The sequence below is a fragment of the Microbacterium sp. CFBP 13617 genome, assembly GCF_014839445.1.
GTDB lineage: Bacteria > Actinomycetota > Actinomycetes > Actinomycetales > Microbacteriaceae > Microbacterium.
Genome location: NZ_JACYNW010000004.1, coordinates 343,821 through 369,751, shown reverse-complemented (window position 1 = coordinate 369,751; position 25,931 = coordinate 343,821). Strand labels below are relative to the sequence as shown.

Annotated in this window: 30 protein-coding genes and 1 pseudogene; 13 read left to right on the top strand and 18 right to left on the bottom strand. The window is 69.0% G+C overall.

Going from position 1 to position 25,931, the window contains the following annotated elements; translation table 11 throughout:
• Positions 1–102: 102 nt before the first annotated feature.
• Positions 103–309, bottom strand: coding sequence for a hypothetical protein (locus IFU40_RS13625; RefSeq protein WP_191926671.1), 207 nt, complete (start codon positions 307–309; stop codon positions 103–105).
• Positions 310–1,048: 739 nt separating this feature from the next.
• On the opposite strand from IFU40_RS13625, the gene IFU40_RS13620 reads away from it, so the two are divergent.
• From IFU40_RS13620 to IFU40_RS16885, 4 genes and pseudogenes are all read left to right on the top strand, one after another.
• Positions 1,049–1,189: a hypothetical protein gene (locus IFU40_RS13620; protein WP_191926670.1), complete on the top strand. Its 141-nt coding sequence runs from the start codon at positions 1,049–1,051 to the stop codon at positions 1,187–1,189.
• Positions 1,190–1,316: 127 nt separating this feature from the next.
• Positions 1,317–1,796 carry a hypothetical protein gene (locus IFU40_RS13615; protein WP_191926669.1) on the top strand — a complete coding sequence of 160 codons (480 nt, stop codon included), beginning with the start codon at positions 1,317–1,319 and terminating at the stop codon, positions 1,794–1,796.
• Positions 1,744–2,268, top strand: a pseudogene (locus tag IFU40_RS17320) (terminase large subunit domain-containing protein); the annotation flags it as partial. The gene IFU40_RS13615 and the pseudogene IFU40_RS17320, both read left to right, overlap by 53 nt.
• 31 nt (positions 2,269–2,299) lie before the next feature.
• On the top strand, positions 2,300–3,094 hold the full coding sequence (locus IFU40_RS16885; protein WP_249404227.1) for a hypothetical protein: 795 nt from the start codon (positions 2,300–2,302) through the stop codon (positions 3,092–3,094).
• Here the strand turns inward: IFU40_RS16885 and IFU40_RS13605 are convergent.
• Positions 3,080–3,574: a hypothetical protein gene (locus IFU40_RS13605; protein ID WP_191926668.1), complete on the bottom strand. Its 495-nt coding sequence runs from the start codon at positions 3,572–3,574 to the stop codon at positions 3,080–3,082. The genes IFU40_RS16885 and IFU40_RS13605 overlap by 15 nt on opposite strands.
• Before the next feature lie 78 nt (positions 3,575–3,652).
• On the opposite strand from IFU40_RS13605, the gene IFU40_RS13600 reads away from it, so the two are divergent.
• The gene (locus IFU40_RS13600) at positions 3,653–4,030 is read left to right on the top strand and encodes a hypothetical protein (RefSeq protein WP_191926667.1); all 378 of its coding nucleotides are present in this window, start codon (positions 3,653–3,655) and stop codon (positions 4,028–4,030) included.
• 26 nt (positions 4,031–4,056) lie between these two features.
• On the opposite strand, the gene IFU40_RS13595 is transcribed toward IFU40_RS13600, so the two are convergent.
• Together IFU40_RS13595 and IFU40_RS13590 are read right to left on the bottom strand one after the other, a co-directional pair.
• Positions 4,057–4,506, bottom strand: a complete 450-nt coding sequence (locus tag IFU40_RS13595; RefSeq protein ID WP_191926666.1) for a hypothetical protein — start codon at positions 4,504–4,506, stop codon at positions 4,057–4,059.
• 32 nt (positions 4,507–4,538) lie between these two features.
• Entirely contained in the window at positions 4,539–4,736 is a 198-nt protein-coding gene (locus tag IFU40_RS13590; protein WP_191926665.1) for a hypothetical protein, read from the bottom strand.
• A gap of 80 nt (positions 4,737–4,816) precedes the next feature.
• Between IFU40_RS13590 and IFU40_RS13585 the strand changes: the two genes are divergently transcribed.
• The gene (locus tag IFU40_RS13585; protein ID WP_191926664.1) at positions 4,817–5,260 is read left to right on the top strand and encodes an Acb2/Tad1 domain-containing protein; all 444 of its coding nucleotides are present in this window, start codon (positions 4,817–4,819) and stop codon (positions 5,258–5,260) included.
• A gap of 701 nt (positions 5,261–5,961) precedes the next feature.
• Here IFU40_RS13585 and IFU40_RS13580 read toward each other — a convergent pair.
• Positions 5,962–6,441 carry a hypothetical protein gene (locus IFU40_RS13580; protein WP_191926663.1) on the bottom strand — a complete coding sequence of 160 codons (480 nt, stop codon included), beginning with the start codon at positions 6,439–6,441 and terminating at the stop codon, positions 5,962–5,964.
• 256 nt (positions 6,442–6,697) lie between these two features.
• Here IFU40_RS13580 and IFU40_RS13575 point away from each other — a divergent pair, with 256 nt between their 5' ends.
• A complete protein-coding gene (locus IFU40_RS13575) occupies positions 6,698–7,804 on the top strand; it encodes a hypothetical protein (protein WP_191926662.1) in 1,107 nt (368 codons plus the stop codon).
• 548 nt (positions 7,805–8,352) lie between these two features.
• On the opposite strand, the gene IFU40_RS13570 is transcribed toward IFU40_RS13575, so the two are convergent.
• Both IFU40_RS13570 and IFU40_RS13565 read right to left on the bottom strand, forming a co-directional pair.
• A complete protein-coding gene (locus IFU40_RS13570) occupies positions 8,353–8,724 on the bottom strand; it encodes a hypothetical protein (RefSeq protein ID WP_070409541.1) in 372 nt (123 codons plus the stop codon).
• Positions 8,725–8,769: 45 nt separating this feature from the next.
• Positions 8,770–9,723 (bottom strand): DsbA family protein, encoded by a 954-nt coding sequence (locus IFU40_RS13565; RefSeq protein WP_191926661.1) that lies wholly within the window; start codon positions 9,721–9,723, stop codon positions 8,770–8,772.
• Positions 9,724–9,932: 209 nt separating this feature from the next.
• Here IFU40_RS13565 and IFU40_RS13560 point away from each other — a divergent pair, with 209 nt between their 5' ends.
• Positions 9,933–11,036 (top strand): ABC transporter ATP-binding protein, encoded by a 1,104-nt coding sequence (locus IFU40_RS13560; RefSeq protein WP_055838259.1) that lies wholly within the window; start codon positions 9,933–9,935, stop codon positions 11,034–11,036.
• An 80-nt stretch (positions 11,037–11,116) separates the two neighbouring features.
• Positions 11,117–12,439: a DUF4032 domain-containing protein gene (locus IFU40_RS13555; protein WP_055838263.1), complete on the top strand. Its 1,323-nt coding sequence runs from the start codon at positions 11,117–11,119 to the stop codon at positions 12,437–12,439.
• Positions 12,440–12,501: 62 nt separating this feature from the next.
• Here the strand turns inward: IFU40_RS13555 and IFU40_RS13550 are convergent, their stop codons facing one another.
• From IFU40_RS13550 to cysS, 3 genes are read right to left on the bottom strand one after another with little or no spacing between them, the layout of a single operon-like run.
• Positions 12,502–13,143 (bottom strand): NAD(P)-dependent oxidoreductase, encoded by a 642-nt coding sequence (locus IFU40_RS13550; protein ID WP_191926660.1) that lies wholly within the window; start codon positions 13,141–13,143, stop codon positions 12,502–12,504.
• Positions 13,144–13,160: 17 nt separating this feature from the next.
• A complete protein-coding gene (rlmB, locus tag IFU40_RS13545) occupies positions 13,161–14,162 on the bottom strand; it encodes a 23S rRNA (guanosine(2251)-2'-O)-methyltransferase RlmB (protein WP_191926659.1) in 1,002 nt (333 codons plus the stop codon).
• A complete protein-coding gene (gene cysS / locus IFU40_RS13540; protein ID WP_191926658.1) occupies positions 14,155–15,549 on the bottom strand; it encodes a cysteine--tRNA ligase in 1,395 nt (464 codons plus the stop codon). Before cysS ends, rlmB begins: the two co-directional genes overlap by 8 nt.
• 68 nt (positions 15,550–15,617) lie before the next feature.
• On the opposite strand from cysS, the gene IFU40_RS13535 reads away from it, so the two are divergent.
• Positions 15,618–16,079 carry a GNAT family N-acetyltransferase gene (locus IFU40_RS13535; protein ID WP_191926657.1) on the top strand — a complete coding sequence of 154 codons (462 nt, stop codon included), beginning with the start codon at positions 15,618–15,620 and terminating at the stop codon, positions 16,077–16,079.
• On the opposite strand, the gene ispD is transcribed toward IFU40_RS13535, so the two are convergent.
• Positions 16,076–17,263 (bottom strand): 2-C-methyl-D-erythritol 4-phosphate cytidylyltransferase, encoded by a 1,188-nt coding sequence (gene ispD / locus IFU40_RS13530; RefSeq protein WP_191926656.1) that lies wholly within the window; start codon positions 17,261–17,263, stop codon positions 16,076–16,078. The genes IFU40_RS13535 and ispD overlap by 4 nt on opposite strands.
• Positions 17,264–17,306: 43 nt before the next feature.
• Positions 17,307–17,789, bottom strand: a complete 483-nt coding sequence (locus tag IFU40_RS13525) for a CarD family transcriptional regulator (protein ID WP_055838280.1) — start codon at positions 17,787–17,789, stop codon at positions 17,307–17,309.
• A gap of 134 nt (positions 17,790–17,923) precedes the next feature.
• Between IFU40_RS13525 and IFU40_RS13520 the strand changes: the two genes are divergently transcribed.
• Positions 17,924–18,514: a DNA modification methylase gene (locus IFU40_RS13520; RefSeq protein ID WP_194717095.1), complete on the top strand. Its 591-nt coding sequence runs from the start codon at positions 17,924–17,926 to the stop codon at positions 18,512–18,514.
• 57 nt (positions 18,515–18,571) lie between these two features.
• On the opposite strand, the gene IFU40_RS13515 is transcribed toward IFU40_RS13520, so the two are convergent.
• Together IFU40_RS13515 and IFU40_RS13510 are read right to left on the bottom strand one after the other, a co-directional pair.
• Positions 18,572–19,255, bottom strand: a complete 684-nt coding sequence (locus tag IFU40_RS13515; RefSeq protein ID WP_055838286.1) for a response regulator transcription factor — start codon at positions 19,253–19,255, stop codon at positions 18,572–18,574.
• Positions 19,252–20,466, bottom strand: coding sequence for a sensor histidine kinase (locus tag IFU40_RS13510; protein ID WP_070409536.1), 1,215 nt, complete (start codon positions 20,464–20,466; stop codon positions 19,252–19,254). Before IFU40_RS13510 ends, IFU40_RS13515 begins: the two co-directional genes overlap by 4 nt.
• A gap of 169 nt (positions 20,467–20,635) precedes the next feature.
• Between IFU40_RS13510 and phoU the strand changes: the two genes are divergently transcribed.
• Positions 20,636–21,319, top strand: coding sequence for a phosphate signaling complex protein PhoU (phoU, locus tag IFU40_RS13505; RefSeq protein WP_191926879.1), 684 nt, complete (start codon positions 20,636–20,638; stop codon positions 21,317–21,319).
• Positions 21,320–21,379: 60 nt separating this feature from the next.
• Here the strand turns inward: phoU and IFU40_RS13500 are convergent, their stop codons facing one another.
• Entirely contained in the window at positions 21,380–22,132 is a 753-nt protein-coding gene (locus tag IFU40_RS13500) for a phosphoglyceromutase (RefSeq protein ID WP_070409535.1), read from the bottom strand.
• Between the two features lie 41 nt (positions 22,133–22,173).
• Between IFU40_RS13500 and IFU40_RS13495 the strand changes: the two genes are divergently transcribed.
• Positions 22,174–22,962, top strand: a complete 789-nt coding sequence (locus IFU40_RS13495; RefSeq protein WP_191926654.1) for a class I SAM-dependent methyltransferase — start codon at positions 22,174–22,176, stop codon at positions 22,960–22,962.
• Positions 22,963–23,004: 42 nt separating this feature from the next.
• Here the strand turns inward: IFU40_RS13495 and IFU40_RS13490 are convergent, their stop codons facing one another.
• Genes IFU40_RS13490 through IFU40_RS13480 form a run of 3 tightly spaced genes read right to left on the bottom strand, consistent with a single transcriptional unit; the run spans position 23,005 to position 25,801 of the window.
• Positions 23,005–24,114: an FUSC family protein gene (locus IFU40_RS13490; RefSeq protein ID WP_191926653.1), complete on the bottom strand. Its 1,110-nt coding sequence runs from the start codon at positions 24,112–24,114 to the stop codon at positions 23,005–23,007.
• Complete coding sequence (ygfZ, locus tag IFU40_RS13485; protein WP_191926652.1) at positions 24,111–25,199, bottom strand: CAF17-like 4Fe-4S cluster assembly/insertion protein YgfZ; 1,089 nt, start codon at positions 25,197–25,199, stop codon at positions 24,111–24,113. Before ygfZ ends, IFU40_RS13490 begins: the two co-directional genes overlap by 4 nt.
• Before the next feature lie 2 nt (positions 25,200–25,201).
• A complete protein-coding gene (locus IFU40_RS13480) occupies positions 25,202–25,801 on the bottom strand; it encodes a heme-binding beta-barrel domain-containing protein (protein ID WP_191926651.1) in 600 nt (199 codons plus the stop codon).
• Positions 25,802–25,931: the final 130 nt, after the last annotated feature.

Genomic DNA, 25,931 nt, shown 5'->3' with positions numbered 1-25,931 from the left:
CCCCGCAGGATAGAACGTAGATAGTGGATCACTCCGCCCAAACGACGAACGCCCCGGGCCTCACACGAGAATCCGGGACATTTGTTGGACAGCAGGCGTCTCCTAGTACTTGGGAGGCAATACCTCGATCACGTCGTCGTCGTAGGTCTTGTCGGAGAGGACGCCCACCGACTGATCGGGGTACCGGACGCGAACCGCCCGATTCAGCACATCGACGACGGTGACCTCGAAAGGCTTCTCCCCCTCCTGCGTGATACGCAGACGATTGCCTGGATTGGCGAGACTGAGGTGAGGGATTCGAGAAGGCATAGCCGAACCCTACCTGCGCGGGTCAGAGCTTCCGTCGGCGGAGCAGTATGGAGTGCCTGCCGCCCGCGCCGCACCACTTCCGATCGTCCGAAACGCTCATGGAACGCATTGAGTCGATCGGATGGGACGAGGTACTCCGAGTGCCCGGCCTCGGCGCATGCTGGGAATGGCGCGGCGGCAAGCATGAGAGGGGCTACGGCCTGCTTCACGTCCGCCCGCGAATGGTCAAGGTGCACCGAGCCATGCTGGAGCATCGACTGGGCGAGGATCTGGGGGCTCGGTTCGCCCTGCGCCGCTGCGACAACCCGCCTCGACTGAGGCAAGAGCCGCTCTACCGGAGGTCTCTGCTCCTGCGGACCGTGTCTGCCAAGACGCCGAGTGTCAGCCCGGCGGCAACGCCCACCAAAAGCCCAAGGGCGAGGTTGTCGAACACGGTGAGGCCCAGCGCGGCACCGAGCGGCAAACCGAGCGCGATCCCGAGCGCTGTCCAGTTCGTCCGGGGCTTTCCTTCGTCTCTTGTATCCATCTGCCCACGCTAGGCATCAACGATCCTCGACGCCTCCCCCGCGTGGGGGAGACCACCCGCACCAACCGTCGAGGGAGGTGAACCATGCGTAACGCCATCTCCAGCGTCGTCGCCCGCGCCCGTGCAGGCATCGCCCGCGCCTTCGGCCCCCGCCGAGCCGCCGCCGCCTCCGCCCGCACCTCCGGCCGCTGACACCCCAGGGAGCGCCTCGCCATGCGCCAGTCCATCCGCCAGTACATCCGAGGCAGCATCAACTCCGCCGAGGGCTTCGCGAACCTCATGGGCGGCACAGGCTTCTCCGGCCGCCGTCGACGAGCCGCGTCCGCCCGCTCAGCACGCACCAGCGGCAGCTGAGTAATTCCGCACAGCACCGCGCCCCCGGGGATCGACACACCGTCTCCCCGGGGGTCCGGCACGCCCCGGCCAGGCGCCGACGGCACACCCCCTGACCCGCCAGGCGCGGGCCACGAGAGGAAACCCCATGGCATCGGATACCGAATCCGTGGCGACCGCCGCCGAGAAGCGCAAGAAAGCCCTCGACCTCCGACGCGCCGGATGGTCCTTCGAGGACATCGCCGCCGAGGTCGGGTACGCGAACAAGGGCAGCGCACACCGAGCCGTGAAACAGGGCATCGCCGCCATCACCCGCGAGTCCGCGACCGAGCTGATCGAGCTGGAGCTCTCACGCCTCGACGACCTTCTCGCCGGCCTGTACGAGCAGGCCCGCAACGGTGACCTGTTCGCCGTCGACCGGGCGCTGAAGATCATGGACCAGCGCGCCAAGTTCCTCGGCCTGTACGACCACAAGACCGACGACACCTCCGCCGAAGTCCGCGCCGCGCTCGTCGGCTTCAAGGCCGCGCTCGAGTCGCGGTACGGGGCTGACGACACGTACGGGCAGGTGACTGATGGCGACCCGAGCCCCGAAGACGTTCCAGGCGACGGCGAGCCTCGGCCGTAACCAGGAGCGGTCCCTGAATGCGTGCCTGCAGCCGGGCGCGACGTTCAACCTGTGGGAGGGCTCGATCCGAGCGGGGAAGACCTACGTCTCCGTGCTCGCGTTCCTCATCGCGATCGCGAACCTCGACGACGAGTCCGCGACGGGTGGCCAGTTGGTCGTCATCGGGAAGAACCTCGGGTCGATCTACCGCAACTTCTTCCGCACGATCGAGGACTCCCCCGGCCTCCGTGCGTTCCGTGGCGCCGTGTCGTATCGGCAGAACGCGCCGACGGCTCACATCTTCGGCCGTGAGGTGCAGGTCATCGGCGTCAACGACGGTCGCGCCGAGTCGAAGATCCGCGGTATGACGATCCTCTACGTCTACGTCGACGAGGCGACCGTCATCGACGAGACGGCGTTCAAGCAGACGCTGAATCGCATGTCGCTGGATGAGTCGAAGCTGTTCGCGACGACGAACCCCGACTCGCCGGCGCACTGGCTAAAACGTCGACTTCATCGACCAGATGCGACGCCTCCACGACTGGCGTCGCTACCACTTCATGATGGACGACAACCCGTCCCTGTCCGGCGCGGTGAAGCTCCGCCTGCAGTCGCAGTACGTGGGCCTCTGGTTCCGTCGGATGATCCTCGGCGATTGGGTGTCGGCCGACGGCGCGATCTACGGCATGTGGGACCCCGCACGCCATGTCCGCCCGTGGGCGCAGCTCCCGCAGATGCGGCGCCTGTTCGGCGTCGGCGTCGACTTCGGCACGAACAACCCATCGACGGGGCTCCTCCTCGGCCTGTCGAGGGAGCGGCGCCGCGACGGTGGCTACGGCTCCCGCCTGTGGCTCGTCGACGAGTGGCGTCACGACACCCGCGGACAGGAGACGTCGCAGCTATCCCCGTCGCAGCAGGCGGGCCTGTTCGCCCGCTGGCTCGACCAGCCGCACATGCCGTACGACACCGCCCTCCGCCCCGAGTTCGTGATCGTCGCCCCCGCAGCGCTGCATTTCCAACGCGAGCTGAACCGGATCGGCATCCCCACCGCCGGCGGGCTCAACAACGTGTCCTACGGCATCGCCACGCAGGCATCCCTGCTGTCCGAGGACCACCTCGTCGTGTCCGACAACTGCCCCGGCTTCATCGCCGAGGCGCCGGGCTACTCGTGGGACGCGAAGGCCGCGAAGAACGGCAAGGACGAGCCGGTGAAGGTCAACGACCGCTCGCTGGGCGGCGCCCGGTACGTCATCGCCACGACCGAGAACATGTGGCGGCCGATGCTCGACTGGCCGACGGAGCTTCTACTGGCCGCCTGACCTGCGTGTCAGACGGTGGATAGCCGTCGCGATACCCGCTGCGGACGCCGCAGCGATCCCCACCGCGGCGCCGAGCAGCAACGTTCTGACGGCATCGTCGACCTCGACAGACCCATACGATGAATTGAACGTGCCCCATAGTCCGACGGCCGTCAGTGCCATGCCGATCGCGATTGCCAGACCGGGCACGCCGATCCGGCGCCAGAAGGTGGACCGACGCACGTCGCTGTCGGCGATGCGGAGAGCCAGCCGATCCCTCGCTGCTTCGAGCTTCGAGCGGACATCTCCGGACGTGGGTAGGCCGGTGAGAGCCTCGTTCATCGCCTTCAGCTGTCGGAGTGCGGCCGTCTCGCCGCGCGAGTTCCACCAGGCGGTGCCAAGAGTGCTCGCGCCCACAACGAAGGCGACCAGCAGGGGTATCCACGGCACGAGCGAGAACCCCTCGGCCTGAGTTTCGGCATTCGCCGCGAGGTTGAGCATCCGCTGAGCGTATCGACTTCCCGGCACACGGCCGGGTCGACCCCGCGACGGGGTTTCTCCATGATGGAGGTGGGCCACGTGCCCCGAGAACAGATCACCCGCAACAGAGTGCTCGACCGAGTCGCCGAGCACACGACCTACGGAAGCACCGAGCCCGTGCTCGAAGCGACCGCCCAGGTCGAGGTGCAGCGCCGCAACCTGCACGTCCAGTGGAACCGCGACGCCGCCTGGCTCCAGGTCGCCGTCGACATCCCTATGCATGAGCTGCGATCGCTCCTCGCCGACGCCGAGCGCGAAGCCGCCGCCGAAGCGAGCTCTCAGCCTCCGGGCTTGGAGTACTTCACCGACGGTCACCCTGTGCGCGTCTGGTCGGACGTGCTCTCCCGCGGCGAGACGAACGCCGCGATCACCTCGCTGCGCCGCGCACGCGACGCCGCCTACGGAAAGGACGCCTGATGGCCCGCAATCTCTAGCCGACCGAGCTACTGCTGTCCGCTTGATTTGATCGCTGAGTCTGTGTCGTGGACGTTGCCGCGCGGGCTGGACCAGTGCACCCGGCACGCCGAATCGCGCACGAAATGGAATGCCGCGTGTGCGGCGTCCGGAGCTGCGAAGACAGCCTCGACCTTCTCGCCAGGCTCGACGCGATCGAAGCGGAAGAGTTTCTCGTCGACATACGTCCTGACCAACAAGGTCACGTCGACCGCCGGGGTTAGTCCCGTGTTGCGCAGCCAGACGGTGGGTGCGCTGTCCGGTGCGAGGGCGTTCCAACTGGCAGACCACCGTACGAGCTCGAACTCACGTTGGCGCTCGTCGATTCGCGTTTGCAGGTCCAGCGCATCCTTCGACCGCATGTTCGCGACTAAGGCAATCACCGCCGACACTGCAGCAACACCGACCGCCACAACCGCGATCACGTCCGAGGCGTCCATGACGCTGATGGTATCTAGGCGGCGGGCGGCATCTACACCGCGCGCAGATGAGAAGCGATGCGGGCGCGGTGATCGTCATCGACGACGACACGGTTGCCGTCCACGTACCTCGCGTCCTGCAGTACTCGCATGAAGACCTCTCCGCCGGCGTTCCTGTTCACCTGCACCCGGTACGCGACCAGTCCGACACCCGGGACGTCCGCCGTCCCCACTTCAATTTTCTGGCTCATGTCGCGATGGTACGGGCCCGCACACATACCGGCATAGGGCCGGATGCCCCGCAGAGCCGGGGAGAACGAAGGAGAAGAGCATGACACAGTCCACACTTCCCACCCCCACCGCCGAAGACCGCGCCCGTGGCCGGTTCTTCACCGCTGCGTCCGGCCATCCGCCGACCGACGAGCAGCGCGCCGGCGTCGCCGCGATCAACGCGGCCGTCGTCGCCCTCGCCGTCGAGGTCGAACGGCACACCCCGAAGTCGCGGAACCAGTCGCTCGCGCTCACCGCGCGCGAGGACGTGTCGATGCGCGCCAACCTTTCCATCTTCACCACGGGGCCTACTGCCTGCTACAGCCCGCTCTACGGAGACCCGCTCAAGGCGCTGACGGAGGAAACAGCAGATCAAATCCTCGCGAGACGAACCACCCCAGGACAGCGCCGAGCAGCAGGAGAGCACCGTCTCGGAGATTCTGGCGCCAGGCAACAGACCCACCTGGTTCACGGACAAGGATGCTCGGCCGCAATCCAACGATGAAAGCGCCCAAAGACCAAGTGAGGATTGCCCCGAAAGCGGCCCGCCCGACGAAGGCATCCGCCGGCGCGGGGAGGAAGATCGCCGCGATTGTGAGAGCTACTAGGACGGCGTTCACCGTAGTAACGGTCTGCCATTGTGTGATTCTCCACCACCACGGTCGGAAACTTAACGTCCTGTATCTCGCCCACTCATGAAACTGACGCGTCCATTCGTCGCTTCCCGATGCAGAAACTTGCAAGTTACGAGCGCGATTCATGACGACGGCCACCGTGTGAGGAGATCCCCCGCCGAAGGAAACGTTAACGTACTTCGTTTTGGCAAAGTTGATCGTGGGCAGGATCTCGGCTGCGCTACCAGTCAAATCGCGAGTGGAGGAGTCGTTATCGACGAGATGCCATTGCCCTGCGGCACGCCGTTCTAATTCCGCGCGGCGCTCAGCGCCATAGGTTGGGCTGATCCCGTTCGTGCGTGCGACATGCTCCTCCACAAATGCGTCCACTAGCGGTCGCAATTTCTCGTCGATGTCGTCGAAGAGCTGAGCAAGCTGGTCCCGCGTGGGACGAACTGGGCGAGCGATCGCATACACCGTCGTCGAGTCAGGCATTGCATCCCCCAAGGTCTGTGACGGCACGGCGGCCAGTATCGTCCCGCTTCGGACGGGCGTCTGGCCGATCATAACCGGGCCCATGAATGGACTGTGGCTAGCGTGTGATATCAGCCAACCAAAGCGCGACGACCACGGAAACTGCGTTCGAAGCAACGAGAGAGATTACGGCCCAGACGACCGTCGACTTCGTCAAGGCCTTCTGCTGCTTCGCGTTTGAAGCTTCGAAGATGGCATTAACGGCTTGAGCTTGCTCTGCCGTCAGCGTAGCGAGCTGCTGATCTCGTCTGGCGTCCGCAGCAGCCAACTCTGCCGCCTTGGCCTGGGCCTCTGCCTCGGCAGTTACCTCAACTGACAAGGAACGCAGATAGTCGCTGACAACTGAGAGCTCTTGCAATCTGTCACCTAAAGTCTCCGGCGCTTCGCGCGCTACCCTCAGCCGCCGCCCCCGGACGATGGCACGGTAGGTCTCAAAAAGGATCACTGCAGCCCCGACACCTGATACGAGCGCGAGAAGAGCAACGATCGACCCGCCAGCCGGCTCGGTGATCACGCCCAGATCGTCCATCAGTCTCATCCGCACACGATATCGACGCTGAGTCGCCCACGACCAGGGAGGGGCGTCAACGCGGATGTGTGACCGCGAAGGACGCTCATGAAGCCGCGCCTCTTCGGCCAGGCGCACCTGCGCCCCTCCCTACGCACGACCGCCGCCACCGAGTCACTCAAAGGTGCGGCCTGGTAAGAGACCAAACCTGGCGCAGCACGGCTGCACAGGGCACAGTCAGGCCGGCGGTCCCCTCTCGCTCCGACGATCCCCGAAGGGAGTCTCCATGCCGCTCCCCGACACCAACGTCGTGTGGCCGCCGAAGCCGTTCGAGGAGTTCTTCTCCCTGCTCGACATCTATGACGGCTGGTACGCCGGCGACGTCGAGCGCCTGGCCTCGAGCTACCGGCACACCCCGATCACCCACCGCGGGCAGTACAACGGCGGCCTGGTCGGCGTGGCCACGCGTGCATGGCTTGGCAAGCCCCCGGCCGCGGGCGAGTCCCGGGCTCGCCTGCACATCCCCCTGGCCGCCGACATCGCCACGCTCTCCGCCGACTACCTGTTCGGCGAGGCGCCTCGTATCGTGTTCCCCGGCACCCGGTCGGAGGACGGCAAGAGCGACCGCGACATCATCCAGGACCGCGCCGAGAAGGTCATCAACATGTCCCGCTTCCAGTCGACACTCCTCGAAGCGGGCGAGGTCGCCGCCGCCCTCGGTGGCACGTACCTCCGCCTCGTGTGGAACCACGATCGCCTCAAGACCGTCCGCGCCGACGCCGCGATCCCCACCTTCCGCTACGGCGACCTGGAAGAGGTCACCTTCTGGTCGGAGCTGTCGAAAGGCACCGACGACACGGTCGTCTACCGCCACCTCGAGAACCACCGCCCTGGCGTCATCGAGCACGGGCTGTACGCCGGCTCCAGCGACCAGCTCGGCCAGCGCGTCCCGTTCGAGGACCGCCCCGAGACGACCTGGCTCGCCGCACCCGGCGTCGTGAACGAGCAATCGGAGATCGTCACCGGCGTCGAAGGCCTCACCGCGGCGTACGTGCCGAACATGCGCCCCAACGCCCAGTTCCGCCGCACCCCGCGCCTGCAGATGCTCGGCCAGTCCGACTACGCGCAGATCATGCAGCTGTTCGACGCCGTCGACGAGGTGTGGTCGTCGTGGATGCGCGACATCCGCCTCGACCTTCGCCGGCCCCCACGCCTGCGGTGGGAGCGTCACCGGCGCGACCGTGGCCGCCGCCCTTGCGATCTTCTCGTCGCTGACCTTCGTCGAACTCATAGACCGGTCCCCTTCCCCGGCCAGGGACGACACTACGTTGCACGGCCGACATCGCGCCCGCCAGACTCTGCACATGGATGCCAGGCAGCGAGCGCTCCGTGAGGTTGCGCAGATGGTGCGAGAACAAGGTCGCATCCTCGATGGCTTGACCGCTCAGCAAGCAGCCGAGCGGGCGTGGCGCCCTGGCGGGCCTTCCATCGAAACGCTGGTCGAGATCGCCGAAGCGCGAGGATGCCGGAACGAGTGATTTCCGGGAGCGCCGGTCTCAGCTCACCGTGTGTACCCGTCCCACTGGTCTTGATGACGGCCGTAAAGCGCGCGGGTCTGGCCGATCGCCGACTCGACGGATACGGGCGCACCGGCTGCGCTCGGTGACACGGGGACCGCAATCGCGGCTCCGACCACCACGACGGCGACAGCGACCGGGCGAGCGCACCCCGCATTTACCCCGCAGATATAACCGGAGTCCGGCGTACGCCGATCAACAACAGTCCCGCGCCACGACGGCGAAGACAAACCCCGCACAATCTCGATCTATGTCGAGGGGAGGAATTACAAGTACGGTGCGCTACCAATTGCGCCAAGCCGGCGTGAGGCGACGAGGAGCCTCGGGCCACGAGTCTAGGGCGTCCCTCAGGACACACCCGACCTCAGGTGTGTGTTCCGCTCTCTCGATCCCATTCGAGCGACTTCCACTGCAGGAACGAGCAGAGGTTGCCCGCCACGACGAGTTCTGCCGCGAGGCTCGCCATGTCGTGCGGCGAGAGCGTCAGGTCTTCGGGGCGTCCCGTCAGGGTCGCTTCCCACAGGGGCTGGTCGTAGCCCTTCGGCTGCATGTAGATCGACGCCTTGGCGTTCATGAGGCTCATGACCACGAGACCGGTGTCTTGGCTGTCGGCGTCTTCTTGTTCGACGACCTTCAACCGGCCGGCGAACAGGTGTCCCTGCTCGCGGAACTCCTGCACCCACTCCTCCAGCTGCGCGCCGGAACGGCGCGGCGGGGAATCCTCGATCTGGTCCATGTCACCTGAATCGTACAGCGATGCGTTCACCGGCGGGATAGCGATTCAGCCTACGGGCGTCGCCGTCACCGACGGGGTCGGCGTAGCGGTCGAGTAGTAGGCGTTGCTGTCGACCGTGAGCACGAACTGCGCGAATTCCTTCGCGTCATCCATGCGTCCCACGTACGGCGTTCCGTTGACCAGCACCGTCGGGGTGGCCGTCAGTGCCTGACCGTTGGTGTTGGGGAGTCCCTTGATGGCGCGATCTGTCGCTGCCTTCGCCCACCCGGTGTACGTCTCGTCTTCGATGCAGGTGCGCACGGCGGCGATGTCGCCCACTCCCGCGCCCTGCGCCATGTCGGCGAGCTGCTGATCGCTGTAGCCGTCGGAGTCGACCGCGGGCTGATTCGTGAGCAGCTCGTGGTTGTACGCGAAGAAGCGATCCGACGCATGGGTGGCCACGCACGCGGCCGCGCCGGCGGCGCGCAGGCTGTACTTGGTGCCGTTCGACTTCGAGGTCAGCATCGCGACGGGGTAGTACGTCAGAGACGCGGCGTCATCGCCCACCCATTTCGACAGCTGGTCGGCGTTGGCCGTCTCGAACTCGCGAGCCTCGGTCGACATGTAGTCGACGTACACCCGGATGTCGACGGGGGCCGCCGTCCCCGTGGGGGTCGGCGTGGGCTCCGCCGTCGGCTCGGCACCCGCGGCCATGGTGGCCGCGTTGCCGTCGATGGTCTGCTGCGCTCCCGGGTCGGCGACGCCCGAGGCGCTCGACACCATGAAGCCGTCGTCGGCCGCAGCTCCCGGCAGGGCCTGGGAACGCGGGTCGTGCGAGCTGAGGGCCGAGGTCACCGCGACGGCACCCACGGCCACGACGGCCACCGCACCGACGCCGATCAACGAGCGACGCGCGATTCGCCACCGCGTCTGCTTCGCCTTGACCTGCTGCGCCTTCTCGCGGACCGCCCCGCGGCGGTCGCGCTCGGCGGGCGAATTCGGTGACTGGTCGTTGGACATGGAACCTCTCGGGCACGGACTTCTGCCGCAGGAATTGGGGGGACGCACGGGTGAGCGAACGAGCACCGATGCTAGCTAGGCAGTCTGGGAAATGACCAGACACGTGGCATACTGACCCTTGCGTCCACTGTCGGGCGCACGGGGTCGCCCCCGTTTTCCATTCACTACGGATCGTCCGGCACGTACCTGCCGGTGAAGGAGAAGAAAAAATGGCGTCCGTCACATTCGACAACGCAACCCGTCTGTACCCCGGCGGAACCCGCGCCGCCGTCGACAAGCTCAGCCTCGACGTCGCCGATGGCGAGTTCCTGGTTCTCGTCGGCCCCTCCGGCTGCGGAAAGTCCACCTCGCTGCGCATGCTCGCGGGCCTCGAAGAGGTCAACTCGGGCCGCATCATGATCGGCGACCGCGACGTCACCGACGTGCCCCCGAAGGACCGCGACATCGCGATGGTCTTCCAGAACTACGCGCTGTACCCCCACATGACCGTCGCCGAGAACATGGGCTTCGCGCTCAAGATCGCCGGCATCGGCAAGGAAGAGCGTGCCGCTCGCGTGCTCGAAGCCGCCAAGCTCCTCGACCTCGAGCAGTACCTCACGCGCAAGCCGAAGGCCCTCTCGGGTGGCCAGCGTCAGCGCGTCGCCATGGGTCGCGCCATCGTGCGTCAGCCCCAGGTGTTCCTCATGGACGAGCCGCTGTCGAACCTCGACGCCAAGCTCCGCGTGCAGACGCGTACGCAGATCGCGTCGCTGCAGCGCCGCCTCGGCGTCACCACGGTCTACGTCACGCACGACCAGACCGAGGCGCTCACCATGGGCGACCGCATCGCCGTGCTCAAGGACGGCCTGCTCCAGCAGGTCGGCACCCCGCGCGACCTGTACGAGACGCCCAAGAACGTCTTCGTGGCCGGCTTCATCGGCTCGCCCGCGATGAACCTCTTCACCGTCGACCTCGCCGAAGGCGGCGTGCAGTTCGGTGACATGGTCGTTCCCGTCGAGGCCGACACCATCGGCAAGGCGCACGGCTCCGAGGTCACCATCGGTGTGCGTCCCGAGGACATCCAGGTCGCCCCGGCCGACGGCCGCGGCCTCAAGGTCGTCGTGGACCTCGTCGAGGAGCTCGGCGCCGACGGCTACCTGTACGGCCACACCGACATCAACGGCAAGCGCACCGACCTCGTCGCGCGCGTCGACGGCCGCCGTCACCCCAACGCGGGCGAGACGGTCGTGCTGGCGCCGGTCCCCGGCCACATCCACGTGTTCGACCTCGAGTCGGGCGACCGCCTGACCGACCGGGCCATCGCTTCGGCCTGACCTGACGCACCGTCGCGGCGCGTCCCGGTTCCCGATCCATCGGGGACAGGGGCGCGCCGCACCGCTTTTCCGGAGGTACCGTGAGCGACTCGCTCAGCATCACCGCCAGCACCGTCGACCCGGGCCTGCTGCAACTGCCGTGGTCGACCGGGCTCGCCGACTGGTCCAGCAACCACATCGTCGCCCTGCCCAAGGGCATCTCCCGCCACCTGGTGCGCTTCGCCAACCTGTCGGGCCGGGTCGTGGCGATCAAAGAGACCACCGAAGAGATGGCGCGTCGCGAGTACGACATGCTCGGCAACCTCGACCGTCTCGCGTCGCCGTGCGTCGAGCGGGTGGCCGTCATCGCCGGGCGCACCGACGCCTCGGGTCGCCCGTTGCCGGCGGCGCTGGTCACCTCGCACCTGCGCTTCTCGCTCCCGTACCGCGCCCTCTTCACGCAGGTGCTGCGCCCCCACACCGCCACGCGTCTCGTCGACGCTCTCGCGGTGCTGCTCGTGCGGCTGCACAACGTGGGCTTCTACTGGGGTGACGTGTCGCTGTCGAACACCCTCTTCCGCCGCGACGCCGGCGAGTTCGCGGCGTACCTCGTCGACGCCGAGACGGGCGAGCTGCACGGCAACCGCCTGAGTCCCGGCCAGCGCGCCCACGATCTCGACATCGCGCGCACCAACATCGCCGGCGAGATCATGGACCTCGAGGCCGGCGGACGACTCGAGGGCGGTGTGGATGCCGTGGCGATCGCCGACGGACTGGTGGCGTCGTACCACTCGCTGTGGGCGGCCCTCACCGACAAAGAAACCTTCGCCGTCGACGAGTCCTGGCGTATCACCGAGCGCGTGCACAGCCTGAACGCGCTCGGGTTCGACATCGGCGAGATGTCGATCCGCACCGCGAGCGACGGCACGCAGGTGTCCATCCAGCCCAAGGTCGTCGATGCGGGCCACCACCAGCGGCGGCTCCTGCGCCTCACCGGCCTCGACGTCGAAGAGAACCAGGCGCGACGCCTGCTGAACGACCTCGACGAGTTCCGCGCCCGGGTGTCGCGTCTCGGCGCCGACGAAGAGATGGTCGCGCACGAGTGGCTCACGCGCGTGTTCGAGCCGATCGTGATGGCGATCCCGTGGGACCTGCGCGCCAAGCTCGAACCGGCCGAGGTCTTTCACCAGGTGCTCGAGCACCGCTGGTACATGTCGCAGGCGCGGGGGCGCTCCGTGCCCCTGGCCGAGGTGGTCGCCTCCTACATCGACGACGTGCTGCGCCACCGGCGCGACGAGGCGACGGTCATGGGGCCGCCGACCGACACGATGTCGCTCGCGACGGTGTCCGACGTCGACGCGCCCGAGACCGGCGCGGTGCCCACGACCGACACGGATGCCGTCGACTGGCGCGATCTGGTCTGAAACGGCGAGGCCGTGGCATCCGGGACGAATCCGGGATGCCACGGCCTCGAACGTGGAGGGCCTCAGTAACCGACGGTGAAGCGTCCCCGGGAGTGGCGCGGGTTCTCGATCTCGTCGAGGACGGCGACCGCGAAATCGGCACCGCCGATGAACGAGTCGCCGTTGTCGTCGACGACGAGCACGTCGCCGCCGTCGCGATAGGTTCCCGTGCGCTCCCCCGGTGCCCACGAGCCGAAGCCCCCGGCCGGGTGCACGTAGAACCAGTCGCGGCCGGTGTCGTCGGCCTGCAGGTCTTCGAGTATGCCGATGGCCTCGCGGGCCTCGGGCTTGTACTCCTCGGCGAAGCCGTCGGTGTCGATGAGGCGAGGACCGCCCTCGGCGACGAGCGAGCCGCCGGCACCTCCGATGACTCCCAGACGCACCCCGTCGGGTAGCGCGGTGGCCAGCTGGGCGATGGCGGGGCGGAGCTTGCCCTCCATGTCGCCGCGCGGGGCGGCCGCCGACACGACGACCTCGACGCCCTCGAGTTCTGCGACGAGTCCGGGCACGTCGAGGACGGTGCCCTCGATGTACGTCGCACCCTCGACGCGCTCGGCCGGGACCGAACGGGCGACGGAGACGACGGTGTGGCCGCGGCGGACGGCCTCGGTGACGATGTGGCTCCCGGCGTAGCCGGTGCCTCCGATGACAGCGATGCGGGGCATGGTGTTCCTCTCGACGGTCAGTGGGCGGCGCGCAGCGACGACACCTGGTACAGCGCGACGGATGCCGCGATGCCGGCGTTGAGCGACTCGGTGGCGGTCGAGATCGGGATCGACACGACCTGGTCGCAGGTCTCGGTGACGAGGCGCGACAGCCCCTTGCCCTCGGAACCCACGACGATCACGACGGGACGGTCGGCGAGGGCGAGGGCGGGCAGCGACACGTCGCCGTCACCGTCTAGCCCGAGCACGAACACGCCCTGCTTCTTGAACTCCTTGAGCGTCGCGGTGAGGTTCGCCGCGAGCGCCACGGGGATGCGCGCGGCAGCTCCCGCACTCGTCTTCCACGCCGCGGAGTTGACGCTCGCCGACCGGCGCTGCGGAATGATCAGACCCTGCCCGCCGAAGGCACCGGTGGAGCGGATGATCGCGCCGAGGTTGCGAGGATCGGTGATGCCGTCGAGGGCGACGAGAAGCGGCAGCTCGCCGCGGTCGACGATCTGCTCGAGCAGGTCCTGCGGGTGCGCGTAGGCGTACGGGGGGACCTTGAGGGCCACGCCCTGGTGCACGCCGTCGAAGCCGGCCATGCGGTCGAGCTCGGGGCGCGTGACCTCGAGCACCGGGATGCCGCGGTTGGTTGCGATCGACAGCATCTCTTTGACGCGGTCGTCCATCTCGACGCGCTGCGCGATGTACATCGCGGTCGCGGGGATCTTCGCGCGCAGGGCTTCCAGCACCGAGTTGCGGCCGGTGACCGTCTCGGTGTCATCGCTCGCCTTGGCACGGCCACCGCGGTTCTGGTTCCCCCCGACCGCGCGCACGCCGGGCTTGGACGTGCCCCCGGCGGCGGCGTAGCGCTCTTGGGCGGCCTTGCGCTTGCCGGCGGGGTGCCAGGCGCGGTCCTCGGCCTTGGGGGTCGGTCCCCGACCCTCGAGCGCCTTGCGGGAGTGTCCGCCGGTGCCCTTCAGGGGACCCTTCTTCTTGCCCGTGTTGCGCGCGCCCGGGCGTCCTGGCTTAGGCATTGATACTCCAATGTGTTCCGGCCGGAGTGTCCTCCAGCGTGATTCCTGCGGCAGCGATGGCGTCGCGGATGCGATCGGCCCCTGCCCAGTCCTTGTCGGCTCGCGCCTGTGATCGCTGGGCGATCATCGTCTGCACGAGGGCGTCGAGAGCCAGGTCCGTCGACCCGGTCGCGACCGCGGGCTCCGAGGCATCCAGACCCAGGATGCCGAGCATCGCGGTGACGGAGCGGTGAGCCGTGATCGCGGCCTCGAGGTCGTGCCCGTCGATCGCCGCGTTGCCCGCACGCACGGTCTCGTGCAGCACGGCGAGAGCCTGGGGCACTCCGAGGTCGTCGTCCATCGCCGAAGCGAAATCCGCGGGGATCTCGCCCGGCGCGGTCGCGAGCGGGTCGGCGCCGGCGGCTCGGAGCACGCGCTGCCCGAAGGTCGAGATGCGCTCGAGCGCGGCGGCGGCCTCGTCGAAGGCTTGATCGGAGATGTCGAGGTTCGAGCGGTAGTGCGCGGCGGCGAGCGCGTAGCGCACCACCATCGGGTCGCGCGCATCGAGGACATCGCTCGCGAGGGTGAAGTTTCCGAGCGACTTCGACATCTTCTGTCCGTCGACGGTCACGAGTCCGTTGTGCACCCAGTAGCGCGCGAAGACGTCACCCGCGGCGGTCGACTGGGCGATCTCGTTCTCGTGGTGCGGGAAGCGCAGGTCGAGGCCACCGCCGTGGATGTCGAACTCGGGCCCGAGGTAGCGCCGCGACATGGCCGAGCACTCGATGTGCCACCCCGGGCGTCCCGCGCCCCAGGGCGACGCCCAGATCGCCGACTCGGGCTCCCCGTCTTTCGCGCCCTTCCACAGAGCGAAATCGCGCGGGTCGCGCTTGCCGCGGGGGTCGGCGTCGGCCGCCGATTCCATGGCATCCGGGCTCTGACGGGTGAGCTCGCCGTAGGCGGCCCAGGAGCGCACGTCGAAGTACACGTCGCCGTCGGCGGCGTAGGCGTGCCCCCGCTCGAGGAGCTCGGCGATGAGCTCCTGCATCTGGGTGATCGATGCGGTCGCCCGCGGCTCGTACGTGGGGGCGAGGATGCCGATGGCGGCGTAGGCCCGAGAGAATTCGAGCTCCATGCGATATGCCAGGGCCCACCACGGCTCGGCGTCGGTGGCGTTCGCGAGCACCTTGTCGTCGATGTCGGTGACGTTGCGCACGAACGTCACGCGCCCGAACCGGTGGGCGAGCCAGCGGCGCAGCAGGTCGAAGGCGAGCGCCGCGCGCACGTGACCGATGTGCGGCCCGGACTGCACCGTCGGTCCGCAGACGTAGACCGTGACGTTCGAGGGGTCGAGAGGGACGAAGTCGCGCAGGACCTGCGCCTTCGTGTCGTACAGCCGAACAGTCACCGCCCTAGCCTACCGGCCGCCCCTCACGACGACATGTGAGGGAAACATGCGCTCGATACGGTGCCGACATGCCCCTCATCATCCGTCCTGACGACCTCTCCGGAGACGAGACCCGCGACCTGGTCGCCGCGCACCTGGCCGGCATGCTCGAGAACACCCCGGTCGAGAGCGTCCACGCGCTCGACATCGACCTGCTCACCGCCGAGGGGGTGACCGTCTGGTCCGCCTGGGTCGACGACGAACTCGCCGGTATCGGCGCGTGCAAAGACCTCACCGCCGACCGCGCAGAGGTGAAGTCGATGCGCGTGGTGGACCGCTTCCTCGGTCAGGGCATCGGCCGAGCGCTGCTGCGCCACATCGTCGACGATGCCCGGGAACGCGACATCCGGAGCCTGTGGCTCGAAACCGGGAGCACCGACAACTTCCTTGCGGCGCGACGCCTGTACGCGAGTGAGGGATTCGTCGAGTGCCCGCCGTTCCCGCCCTACGCGGCCGACCCCCTGTCGACCTTCATGACGAGGCAGCTCTAGATCGGAACGACCAGGGCGGTGGCGAAGGCCGCGACGCCCTCGGTACGGCCGGTGAAGCCGAGACCGTCGGTCGTCGTCGCGCTCACCGCGACGGGGGCGCCGCCGAGCGCGGCCGACAGTACCCGCTCCGCCTCTTCACGCCGTCCGGCGAAGCGCGGACGATTGGCCTGCACCTGCACGGCGACGTTGCCGACCCGCCACCCCGCCGTGTGCAGCAGCCCGAGGGTGTGAGCCAGGAACGCCTCGGCGTGCGCCCCGGCGAACTCGGGGCGATCGGTGCCGAAGTGGGTTCCGATGTCGCCGAGGCCGGAGGCGGCGAGCAGCGCATCGACGATCGCGTGTGCGACGGCGTCACCGTCGGAGTGCCCCGACAGCGCCGGCTCCCCGGGCCATTCGAGGCCGGCGAGCCAGAGCGTGCCGTCGCCACCGAATCCATGCACATCGGTGCCGAGTCCGACGCGGGGCACGTCGTTCGCGGCCTCGGCGGATGCCGCCGATGAGACGAGCGCGCGTGCACGATGCAGATCGGGGGCGGTGGTGATCTTGAACGACGACGCATCGCCCGCGACGGTCACCACCGCGTGACCGGCCGCCGCGACCAGTGCGGCGTCGTCGGTGTGATCCGCGTCGGCCGCGGCCACGGCCGCCTCGAGCTCGGCCCGGCGGAAGCCCTGCGGCGTCTGTGCGGCGGCGAGTTCGGCACGGTCGACGCCCTCGACGACGCGGCCGTCGGTGTCGACGCGCTTGATCGTGTCGACGACCGGGACGGTGGGGATGACGGCGGCCGCCCCCGCGGCGACGGCGGCGACCACACGGTCGAAGACGGCGGGCGGGGTGAGCGCACGGGCGGCGTCGTGCACGAGGACGATGTCGACCTCGGCGCCGAGCGCCGCGAGACCGGCGGCGACCGACTGCTGACGCGTCTGCGCCCCCGTGACCACCGTCACGCGGTCGTCGCGCCCGCCCGCGGCGCGCGCCGAGTCGCGGGCCTCGGTCTCGTAGCCGACGGGCACGACGATCACGGTCTGCGCGTCGGGTCCCGAGAACACTCCCCGCAATGCGTGGTGCAGGATCGTGTGCTCGTCGAGCGCGACGAACGCCTTCGGGCCGCCGCCGTTCAGGCGCGTACCGGAACCGGCGGCGACGACGATGATCGCGAGGCGAGGAGCGGGTGCAGAAGTCACCCGCCCACGCTAGCGCGCGCCCCGTCGACCGGAGCGGAGGGCCTCAGGACGCGAGGACCTCGTCGAGCACGAGGCCCGCACGGTCTTCGTCGGTCTTCTCGGCCAGAGCGAGCTCGGAGACGAGAATCTGCCGCGCCTTGGCGAGCATGCGCTTCTCGCCGGCCGACAGTCCGCGATCCTGGTCGCGGCGCCACAGGTCGCGAACGACCTCGCTGACCTTGATGACATCGCCGGAGGCGAGCTTCTCGAGGTTCGCTTTGTAGCGACGCGACCAGTTGGTCGGCTCCTCGGTGAAGGGTGCACGCAGCACCTCGAAGACGCGGTCGAGACCCTCTTTGCCGATCACGTCGCGAACGCCGACGAGGTCGACGTTGTCGGCCGGGACCTCGATGACGAGGTCTCCCTGCGTGACGTTGAGCTTCAGGTATTTCTTCGTCTCGCCCTTGATGACGCGTTCCTTGACCTCGATGATCGTGGCCGCGCCATGGTGCGGGTAAACGACGGTCTCGCCAACCTCAAAAAGCATGGAGTTATGTCCTTTCGGCAACACCCAGGATACCACAGGCCCAGATGCGCTATTGTTCCGCCCACCTTTCCCACCCCTCCCTCCCCGTGCGTGCGAGGGCGGGCGGGCACCGCGAACCCCGTAGGATGATGACGATGTCGTCTGTCGATCTTGGAGGATCCGTGAAAACGCGCCTGATCGCGTCCATCGCCGTGGGTGCCGCCGTCGTGCTGGGCACGACTGGATGCAACATCCTCGCCCCGCAGGCGACCACCATCGACTACTCCGCCTCCGACGGGATCAACGTCCCCGCGGAGTCCGGCCCGCTGTCGGTACGCAACGTCCTGATCGTCGCGAACGGCGACGGAACGGTGGGCAACTTCGTCGCCGCCGTCGTCAACGACACCACCGACCCGCAGACCCTGCGCATCGAGGTCGGCGAGGGTTCGTCGGCCGTGCGTTCCTCGGTGAACGTCCCCGCCCAGCGCACGCTGAGCCTGGGCGACCTCGCGAACGACGTCGAGCCCCTGCGCCTCGACGGCATCGACGCCGCGCCCGGATCCACGGTGGCGGTCTACTTCCAGTCCGGTGACGGCGAAGGGGCGCTCATGCAGGTCCCCGTCCTCGACGGCGCCCTGGAGTACCTCGCGCCGCTGGCGCCGACCGCGACCCCGTCGCCCTCGCTGACGCCGATCCCCGTGCTGCCCACGGTGACCCCGACGCCGAGCCCGACCCCCTCGTCCTGAAACACGACGAAGGCGCCGACGATCCGATCGTCGGCGCCTTCGTCGTTCCTGGAAGGGTCAGCCCTCGAAGCGGTAGCCGAGTCCACGCACGGTGACGAGCATGCTGGGGTCGCTGGGGTTCTCTTCGATGCGCGAGCGGATGCGCTTGATGTGCACGTCGAGCGTCTTGGTGTCGCCGAAGTAGTCCGTGCCCCACACCCGGTCGATGAGCTGGCCGCGGGTCAGCACGCGCCCGGCGTTGCGCATGAGCACCTCGAGAAGCTCGAACTCCTTCAGCGGGATGCTGATCTCGGCACCGTTGACGGCGACCGTGTGCCGGTCGATGTCGAGCACGACCCGTCCGCCGGTGAGGATGCGGTCGTCGAGATCGGCCTCCTCCGGAGCGCGTCGGCGCAGGACCGCCCGCATGCGGGCCAGCAGCTCGCGGGTGGAGTAGGGCTTCGTCACGTAGTCGTCGGCGCCGAGTTCGAGACCCACGACGATGTCGACCTCGGAGTCCTTCGCCGTGAGCATGATGATGGGCACCTGCGTCGTCAGCCGGAGCTGGCGGCACACCTCGGTTCCGGGCATGCCCGGGAGCATGAGGTCGAGCAGCAGGATGTCGGCTCCTCGCTCGCGGAAGGCGGCGAGCGCGAGCGTGCCGTCTTCGGCGATCTCGACCTCGTACCCCTCTCGACGCAGCAGGTAGGCCAGGGGGTCGGCCAGGTCGGGTTCGTCCTCGACGATCAGAACGCGAGTCATGCGGTGTCTCCCTTCGCGGGGACGGTCGGCGCGCCGCCGGCCTTGCGGCCCTTGCGACGCGGTTTGGAACGGGCGGGGTCGATGTCGGGCGCCTCCGACAGGGGGAGGCGGATGGTGAAGGTCGATCCTCGGTCGGGCCGCGACCAGAGTCGCACCTCACCGCCGTGGCGCTGCACCGCGTGCTTGACGATCGAGAGGCCGAGCCCGGTTCCGCCGGTGCGGCGCGAGCGTGCCTGATCGGCACGGTAGAAGCGCTCGAAGACGCGGGCCTGATCGGCCTCGGGAATGCCGATGCCGCGATCGGTGACGGCGATCTCGACCACGCCGTCGTCGAGTTTGACGCCGAGCCCGACCTTGGACCCCTGCGGCGAGTAGGCGATCGCGTTCGCGACGAGGTTCCCGACCGCCTCGGTCAGGATCTGCGGTTCTCCCCGCACCCACAGCCCCTTCGTGCCGCCGCGCACCACGGTCACCTGCGCCTGATCGGCCTGCACGGTGTGGGCTTCGACCGCCGAGGTGACGACCTCGTCGATCGAGACCGCGCGGACGTCGCGCAGCTCATCGGAGGCCTGCAGCCGCGACAGACTCAGGATGCGGTTGACCAGCGCCCCCAGGCGCGTCGCCTCGGCCTGCAGCCGCGACGAGAAGTGACGGACCTGATCGGGGTCGTCGGCGGCCGATTCGATGGCCTCGGCGAGCAGACTGACAGCCCCCACGGGGGTCTTCAGCTCATGGCTGGTGTTGGCCACGAAGTCACGGCGCATCTCTTCGACGCGCTCGCGCTCGGTGATGTCACGCAGCACCAGCAGGGTGAGGCGCCCCGAGATGGGCGTGGCGCGGACGGCGACCAGTCGGGGCTCGGCCGGGGCCGCACCGCGGCGGAGCCGGAGGTTCTCACCGATGCCCGCGCCCGTGTCGCGCGCCACCCGCGCCACGCGGCGCAGGTCGTCGCTCGCGATGACCTCGCCGGATCGCAGCCCGAAGACTTCGGCGGCGGGTGAGAGCGCCAGCACGGTGGACGACATGTCGCACACGATCGCGGGGTCGTCCATCGCCCCCAGCATCGCCTCCACGCCCTCGGGCACTTCGACGGAGGTCTGCGCCATGGAGCGGTCACGGGCCCGCAGCGCGACGACCAGCAGGCCGACCACCGAGCCGCCGACGAGGAGTCCGACGAGGAGCGCGAGCAGCGGGAGCTGCGTGTGTTCCATGGCACCAGCGTAGAGCCGCCGATCGAACGTCACCCGCCGTTCACCCCCGCCGGGCAGTTGGGAGAGGCTACTATTCACTGTCACTGCACCGCTCGTTAACCTTCGCTGGGAAGAATCCCCGAAGGTAGCGGGACGTATGTGTGCCGTGCCGCCGACGGAAGGTACCGCGATGCGCGAAGTATTCCACCAGTCCCTCGAGGACGTCCAGAGCCGCTTGGTCGAGATCGCCGAACTCGTCACCACTGCGATCGACGGCGCGACCCGCGCCTTCGGCACCAGCGACATCGCCTTGGCCGAGCAAGTCATCGAAGCCGACGCGATCATCGACGACAAGGCGCTGGAACTCGACGAGCTGGCGATCGAGATCCTCGCCCGCCAGCAGCCGGTGGCCCGCGACCTCCGCATCGTCGTCACGGCCCTGCGGGTCAGCGCCTCGCTTGAGCGCATGGGCGACATCGCCGAGCACATCGCCCAGCTGACGCGGATGCGTTTTCCCGAGCGCGCCATTCCCAAGGGGTTGAAGAGCACGTTCCTCAGAATGGGCGAACTCGACGTCGACGTGGCCCGCCAGCTGACCGAGCTGCTGCGCACGCAGGATCTGAACATCGCCGACAAGATCCGCAACGACGATGACGCGATCGACGAATTGCACATCAGTGTTTTCGAAAAGGTTCTCAGCGACAGTTGGCAGGGCGAAGCCGGCGCTACGGTCGACGCCACCCTTGCGAGCCGCTACCACGAGCGCTTCGCCGACCACGCGGTCTCGGTCGCCAAGAAGGTCGTCTACCTCGCGACGGGCGACTGGGCCGGCGCTGACGACGAATCCGCCGCGGAGCCCAGCCCGGTCATCTGATCGAGCAACGGTGAAGGGGGTGGGTGCCAATCGGCACCCACCCCCTTCACCGTTCCGACGTCAGTGCTTGTTGCCCTGCGCGGCGACCGCTGCGGCGCCCGCGGCGGCGGCCTCGGGGTCGAGGTACTCCCCCGGTCCCAGCGGCTTGAGGTCGGCGTCGAGGCGGTAGACGAGCGGAATGCCCGTCGGGATGTTCAGCTCGGCGATGTCGGCGTCGCTGATGCCCTCGAGGTGCTTCACGAGACCGCGCAGCGAGTTGCCGTGCGCCGTGACCAGGACGGTCTTGCCTGCCTGGAGGTCGGGGACGATGTCGCTGTGCCAGTACGGCAGCATGCGGTCGATGACGATCGCCAGCGACTCGGTCGCGGGGACCTCGCCGTCGATGCCGACGTAGCGCGGGTCGCCGACCTGGCTGTACTGGTCGTCGGCGGGCAGGGCGGGCGGCGGAACGTCGAACGAACGACGCCAGAGCATGAACTGCTCGTTGCCGAACTCCTCGAGCGTCTGGGCCTTGTCCTTGCCCTGCAGGGCGCCGTAGTGACGCTCGTTGAGGCGCCACGAGCGCTTCACCGGGATCCACAGACGGTCGGCGGCGTCGAGCGCGATGTTGGCGGTCTGGATGGCGCGGCTGAGGACGGAGGTGTGCAGCACGTCGGGCAGCACGCCCGACTCGGCGAGCATCTCGCCGCCGCGCTGCGCCTCGGCCTTGCCCTGGTCGGTGAGTCGCACGTCGACCCAGCCGGTGAACTGGTTGGTCTTGTTCCACTCGCTCTGCCCGTGGCGGAGGAGGATCAGCGTGTGAGGCGCGGTCATGCCTCCATGTTATCGACGCGCGCGGCTGGCATCATGTTCCGGTGACTCCCTCCCCCGTCGGCCGCCCGACCCGCGGGACGACAGGCGTCAATCGGCTTCGCCGGGTGGACCGGTGGATCGCCCGGCATCCGGTGCTGCGCCGCACCGACGACCCCCTCGTGGTCGACCTCGGCTTCGGCGCGAGCGCGGTGACGCCCCTGGAACTCCTCGCCCGGCTGAGGAAGCAGAGAGCGGATGCCACGGTCGTCGGGCTCGAGATCGACGCCGATCGCGTCGCCCGCGCCCGCGCGCAGGCGGAGGGCGTTGCGGGCGTCACCTTCGCCCGTGGGGGGTTCGAGGTGCCACTGCCGGGCCAGCGACGCCCCGCCGTCATCCGTGCGATGAACGTGCTGCGTCAATACGACGAAGACGACGTCGCCGACGCCTGGGGCCGCATGTGCGCGCGGCTACAACCCGGCGGCATCCTGGTCGAGGGCACCTGCGACGAGATCGGGCGCATCGCCACCTGGGCGGAGATCGGGGCGGATGCCCTTCCCCGCAGCCTCACCATCTCGCTGCGTCTGGCGGAGCTCGAGTCCCCCGCGATCGCGGCCGAGCGTCTGCCCAAGGCCTTGATCCACCGCAACGTGGACGGCGAGCGGGTGCACGCCTTCGTGGCATCCCTCGAGCGGGAGTGGACGCGGGCGGCCGTGGTCGCGCCCTTCGGCTCCGTCCATCGGTGGCGCGTCGCCATGATCGCCCTCGCCGACGCCGGCTGGCCGCTGCTGAGACGGGAACGGTGGCGGCTGGGCGAAGTCGGCGTCGCGTGGGAGGCCGTCGCGCCGCTCTGAGCCCGACCTGGCGTGGTCGCAGCGACGTCGCGCGGCTCGCGCTCAGATGCGCGGAAGAAGAGCCCGTGCCTCAGCCGACGGCATCCCCGCGGCCACGAGCAGGTCGACGGCGAGCGGACGCAAGGCCGCGACGAGGTTGAGTTCTCCGACACCCCCGCCCGGCAGGAGCGCGGCGGGGTCGAGCCGTCGGATCACCGCGACCACCGACGCGCGGGCGACGGGCTCGAGCGAGATGTCATCGAGGCTGTCGCGCACCAGCCCCGCCCCGCGAGCGAGCTCGGCGAGCAGATCGGCCGGGACCGGACGCGCCTCACCGTCGGCGCAGAGGTACGCCGCACGGCGGGCGACGACGCGCAGGTTGCGCGTCGCCAGATCGAGCGCCTCGCGCACGCGGGCATGCCGCTGCAGCTCGGTGCGCTGGCGGCGCAGGAACGGCGAGATGCGCGCCACTTCGCGGCCCGATTCCAGCGAGCCGCTCCACGCGTCGACATAGGTCTGCAGAGACCGCGCGCGTTCCAGGCCCCGCTCGGCCCGCGCGCGATCTCCTCGGCGGAGCGCCCGCACGATCGTCGCCATGGCGACATCGAGTGCGTCGAACAGCTCGTCGGCGTCGCGGAGCTCGGTGCGGCGCAGCGTGCGCGGGATGAGAGCCGTCACGATGAGAGCGGCGACGCCGCCGATGGCCCCGTCGACGAGGCGGAGGAAGGGCGCCCCGGTCACCACCACCAGGGCGATGAGCGACTGCACCACGGCCGCGAGGGCGAACCCCGGCTGCGGCGAGAGGAAGCGCGCGACCACCAGGGTCACCGACATGGCCACGGCGATCTGCCACCAGCCGCTGCCGGCGGTCACGAGCACGATCTCGGCGATCAGGATGCCGACGAGCATGCCGACGACGGTCTCGCCGACACGCCAAGGTCGCGCATCACGCACCAGTCCGAGGCTCGACACCGTGACCGTCGCCGCCAGTAGCGGAACCGGGTGGCCCAGGACGAAGTGCGCGAAGGCGTACGCCGAGGTGGCCGCGACCACGATCTGGACGATCGCGGGGAGCGACTCGCGCACCCGCGCGACACGTCGCCCCAGGGTGGAGCGCAGGCGGGAGGGAGGAACGACGACGCCGACCGTCGTCGACGAGTCGTCGGCGCTCATTCCGCGGCGCGGCGGCGACCCAGGCGCGGCAGACGCGGCACGGACGCGGTGGCGCCCGCGTCGGCGGGCACGACCGTCTCGGCGGCCGCGGCGATGGGGCCGTCGGCCGTGTCGACCACGAGCGGCACGCCCTCGGGGGCCGTGCGCTTGACGAGGGCGAGCGCGATGGGCCCGTCTTCGTGGTGGATCGCAACCGAGGTGATCGTGCCGATCACGCTGTCACCCGCACGCACGGAATCACCGCGCGCCGGAAGCACACTGTCGCTCCCGTCGAGCTGCAGCGCGACGACCCGACGCGGCGGGTGGCCCAGGTTGTGCACCTTCGCCACCGTCTCCTGACCGCGATAGCACCCCTTCGACAGGTGCACGGCGGTGCGCAGCCAGTCCATCTCGTGCGGAAGCAACCGCTCGTCGGCGTCGACGCTCACGCGCGGGCGCCACGCGGCCACGCGCAGCGCTTCGACCGCGTCACGACCCGCGAACGCGATCTCACCCGCGACAGCGGCATCGATCAGGCGGTCGAGCTCTTCGGCATCCACGATCGCCTCTGCCCAGTCACGGTCGGCTCCCGGATGCGGATCGACACGGGCGTACGCCCAGCCGCCGGGGGTGACGTCGGGCCACGGGTCGACCCAGACCGGAGCCGCCGCGGTGAGGGCTTCGACGGCGGCACGCGTGCCCCCGATGACCGACAGCTCGTCGGAACGATCCCGCACGTCCACCCGCAGGCGGAAGCGCATGCGAGTGAGCCAGGTCAGGAGCGCCTCGGCGTCGGACGCGTCCACGATCAGCCAAGTCGTCTCACCGTCGTCGACGACCGAGGCCGCGTGCTCGACGCGACCCTGCGGGTCGAGGATCAGGAGTTCTGTCGACACTCCCGGGGCCAAGTGCGTCAGCGCCTGCGACGACAGGGAGTCGAGCCAGCTGCGCCGGTCTTCGCCGCCCACCGAGATGACGCGGCGGTCGCCCAGAGGGGCAAGGGCGGTTCCGGATGCCAGACGGCGCTGTTCCGCGACGGGAGAGCCGACGTGGCGCAGGCCCGCCTCATCGACGACCGCGCCGGGAACCTGTGACAGGGAAGCCATGGTCACTCCTCCCGGGCCAGGCGCGCGGACGCGTGCGAACTCAGTTCGCGGCCGAGGGCGGCGATGTCCCAGGCCCACAGCAGGTGGTTGTCGACGAGACCGTAGAGGCGCGTGGCCGCGGCGTACGGCTTCGCGCCGGCGGCGCGCACCACGGCGTCGGTCGCCAGATCGATGCGCGGCCCCTTGACCTGACCGACGTACAGCTCGAGCACGCCATCGGCGTGGGCGAGGCTGACCTCGAGGTCGAAGCCGCCGTCGGCGTTGCGCAGAGCCTCGACGTCGTCGGCGGTGCGGACCGCCGCGGGGGCGGCCGGCGGGAGCAACGCGGGACCCGCGTCGGCGTCGGTCGCCGGTCGCGCGAGGCGCCAGAACCCGGTCTCCGCGACCAGGGGACGACGCGCGTCGCCATGGAGCAGCCAGGCGTCGGCGGAGTAGTTGAGGTATCCCCCACCGTCGTGGCTGAAGCTCACGCGATGCGCGAACTCACCCGAGAACGCACGTCCGTCGACCTCATAGTCGATGACGCCGGTGCCTTCCCAGACGCCGACCAGCCACGACAGAGGGACGAGGTCGGCCGGAAGATCGGTCGGGATCTCGATCACGGTGCGCTCAGCGCTGGCCGCGATAGAGGTTCCAGACGACCGTGCCGGAGACGAAAGCGATCGCCAGCGATGCGAGGCCGAGAAGTCCCACGAAGAAGAGTTCGAGCGCGAGGAGGTCCATGAGGCGAGT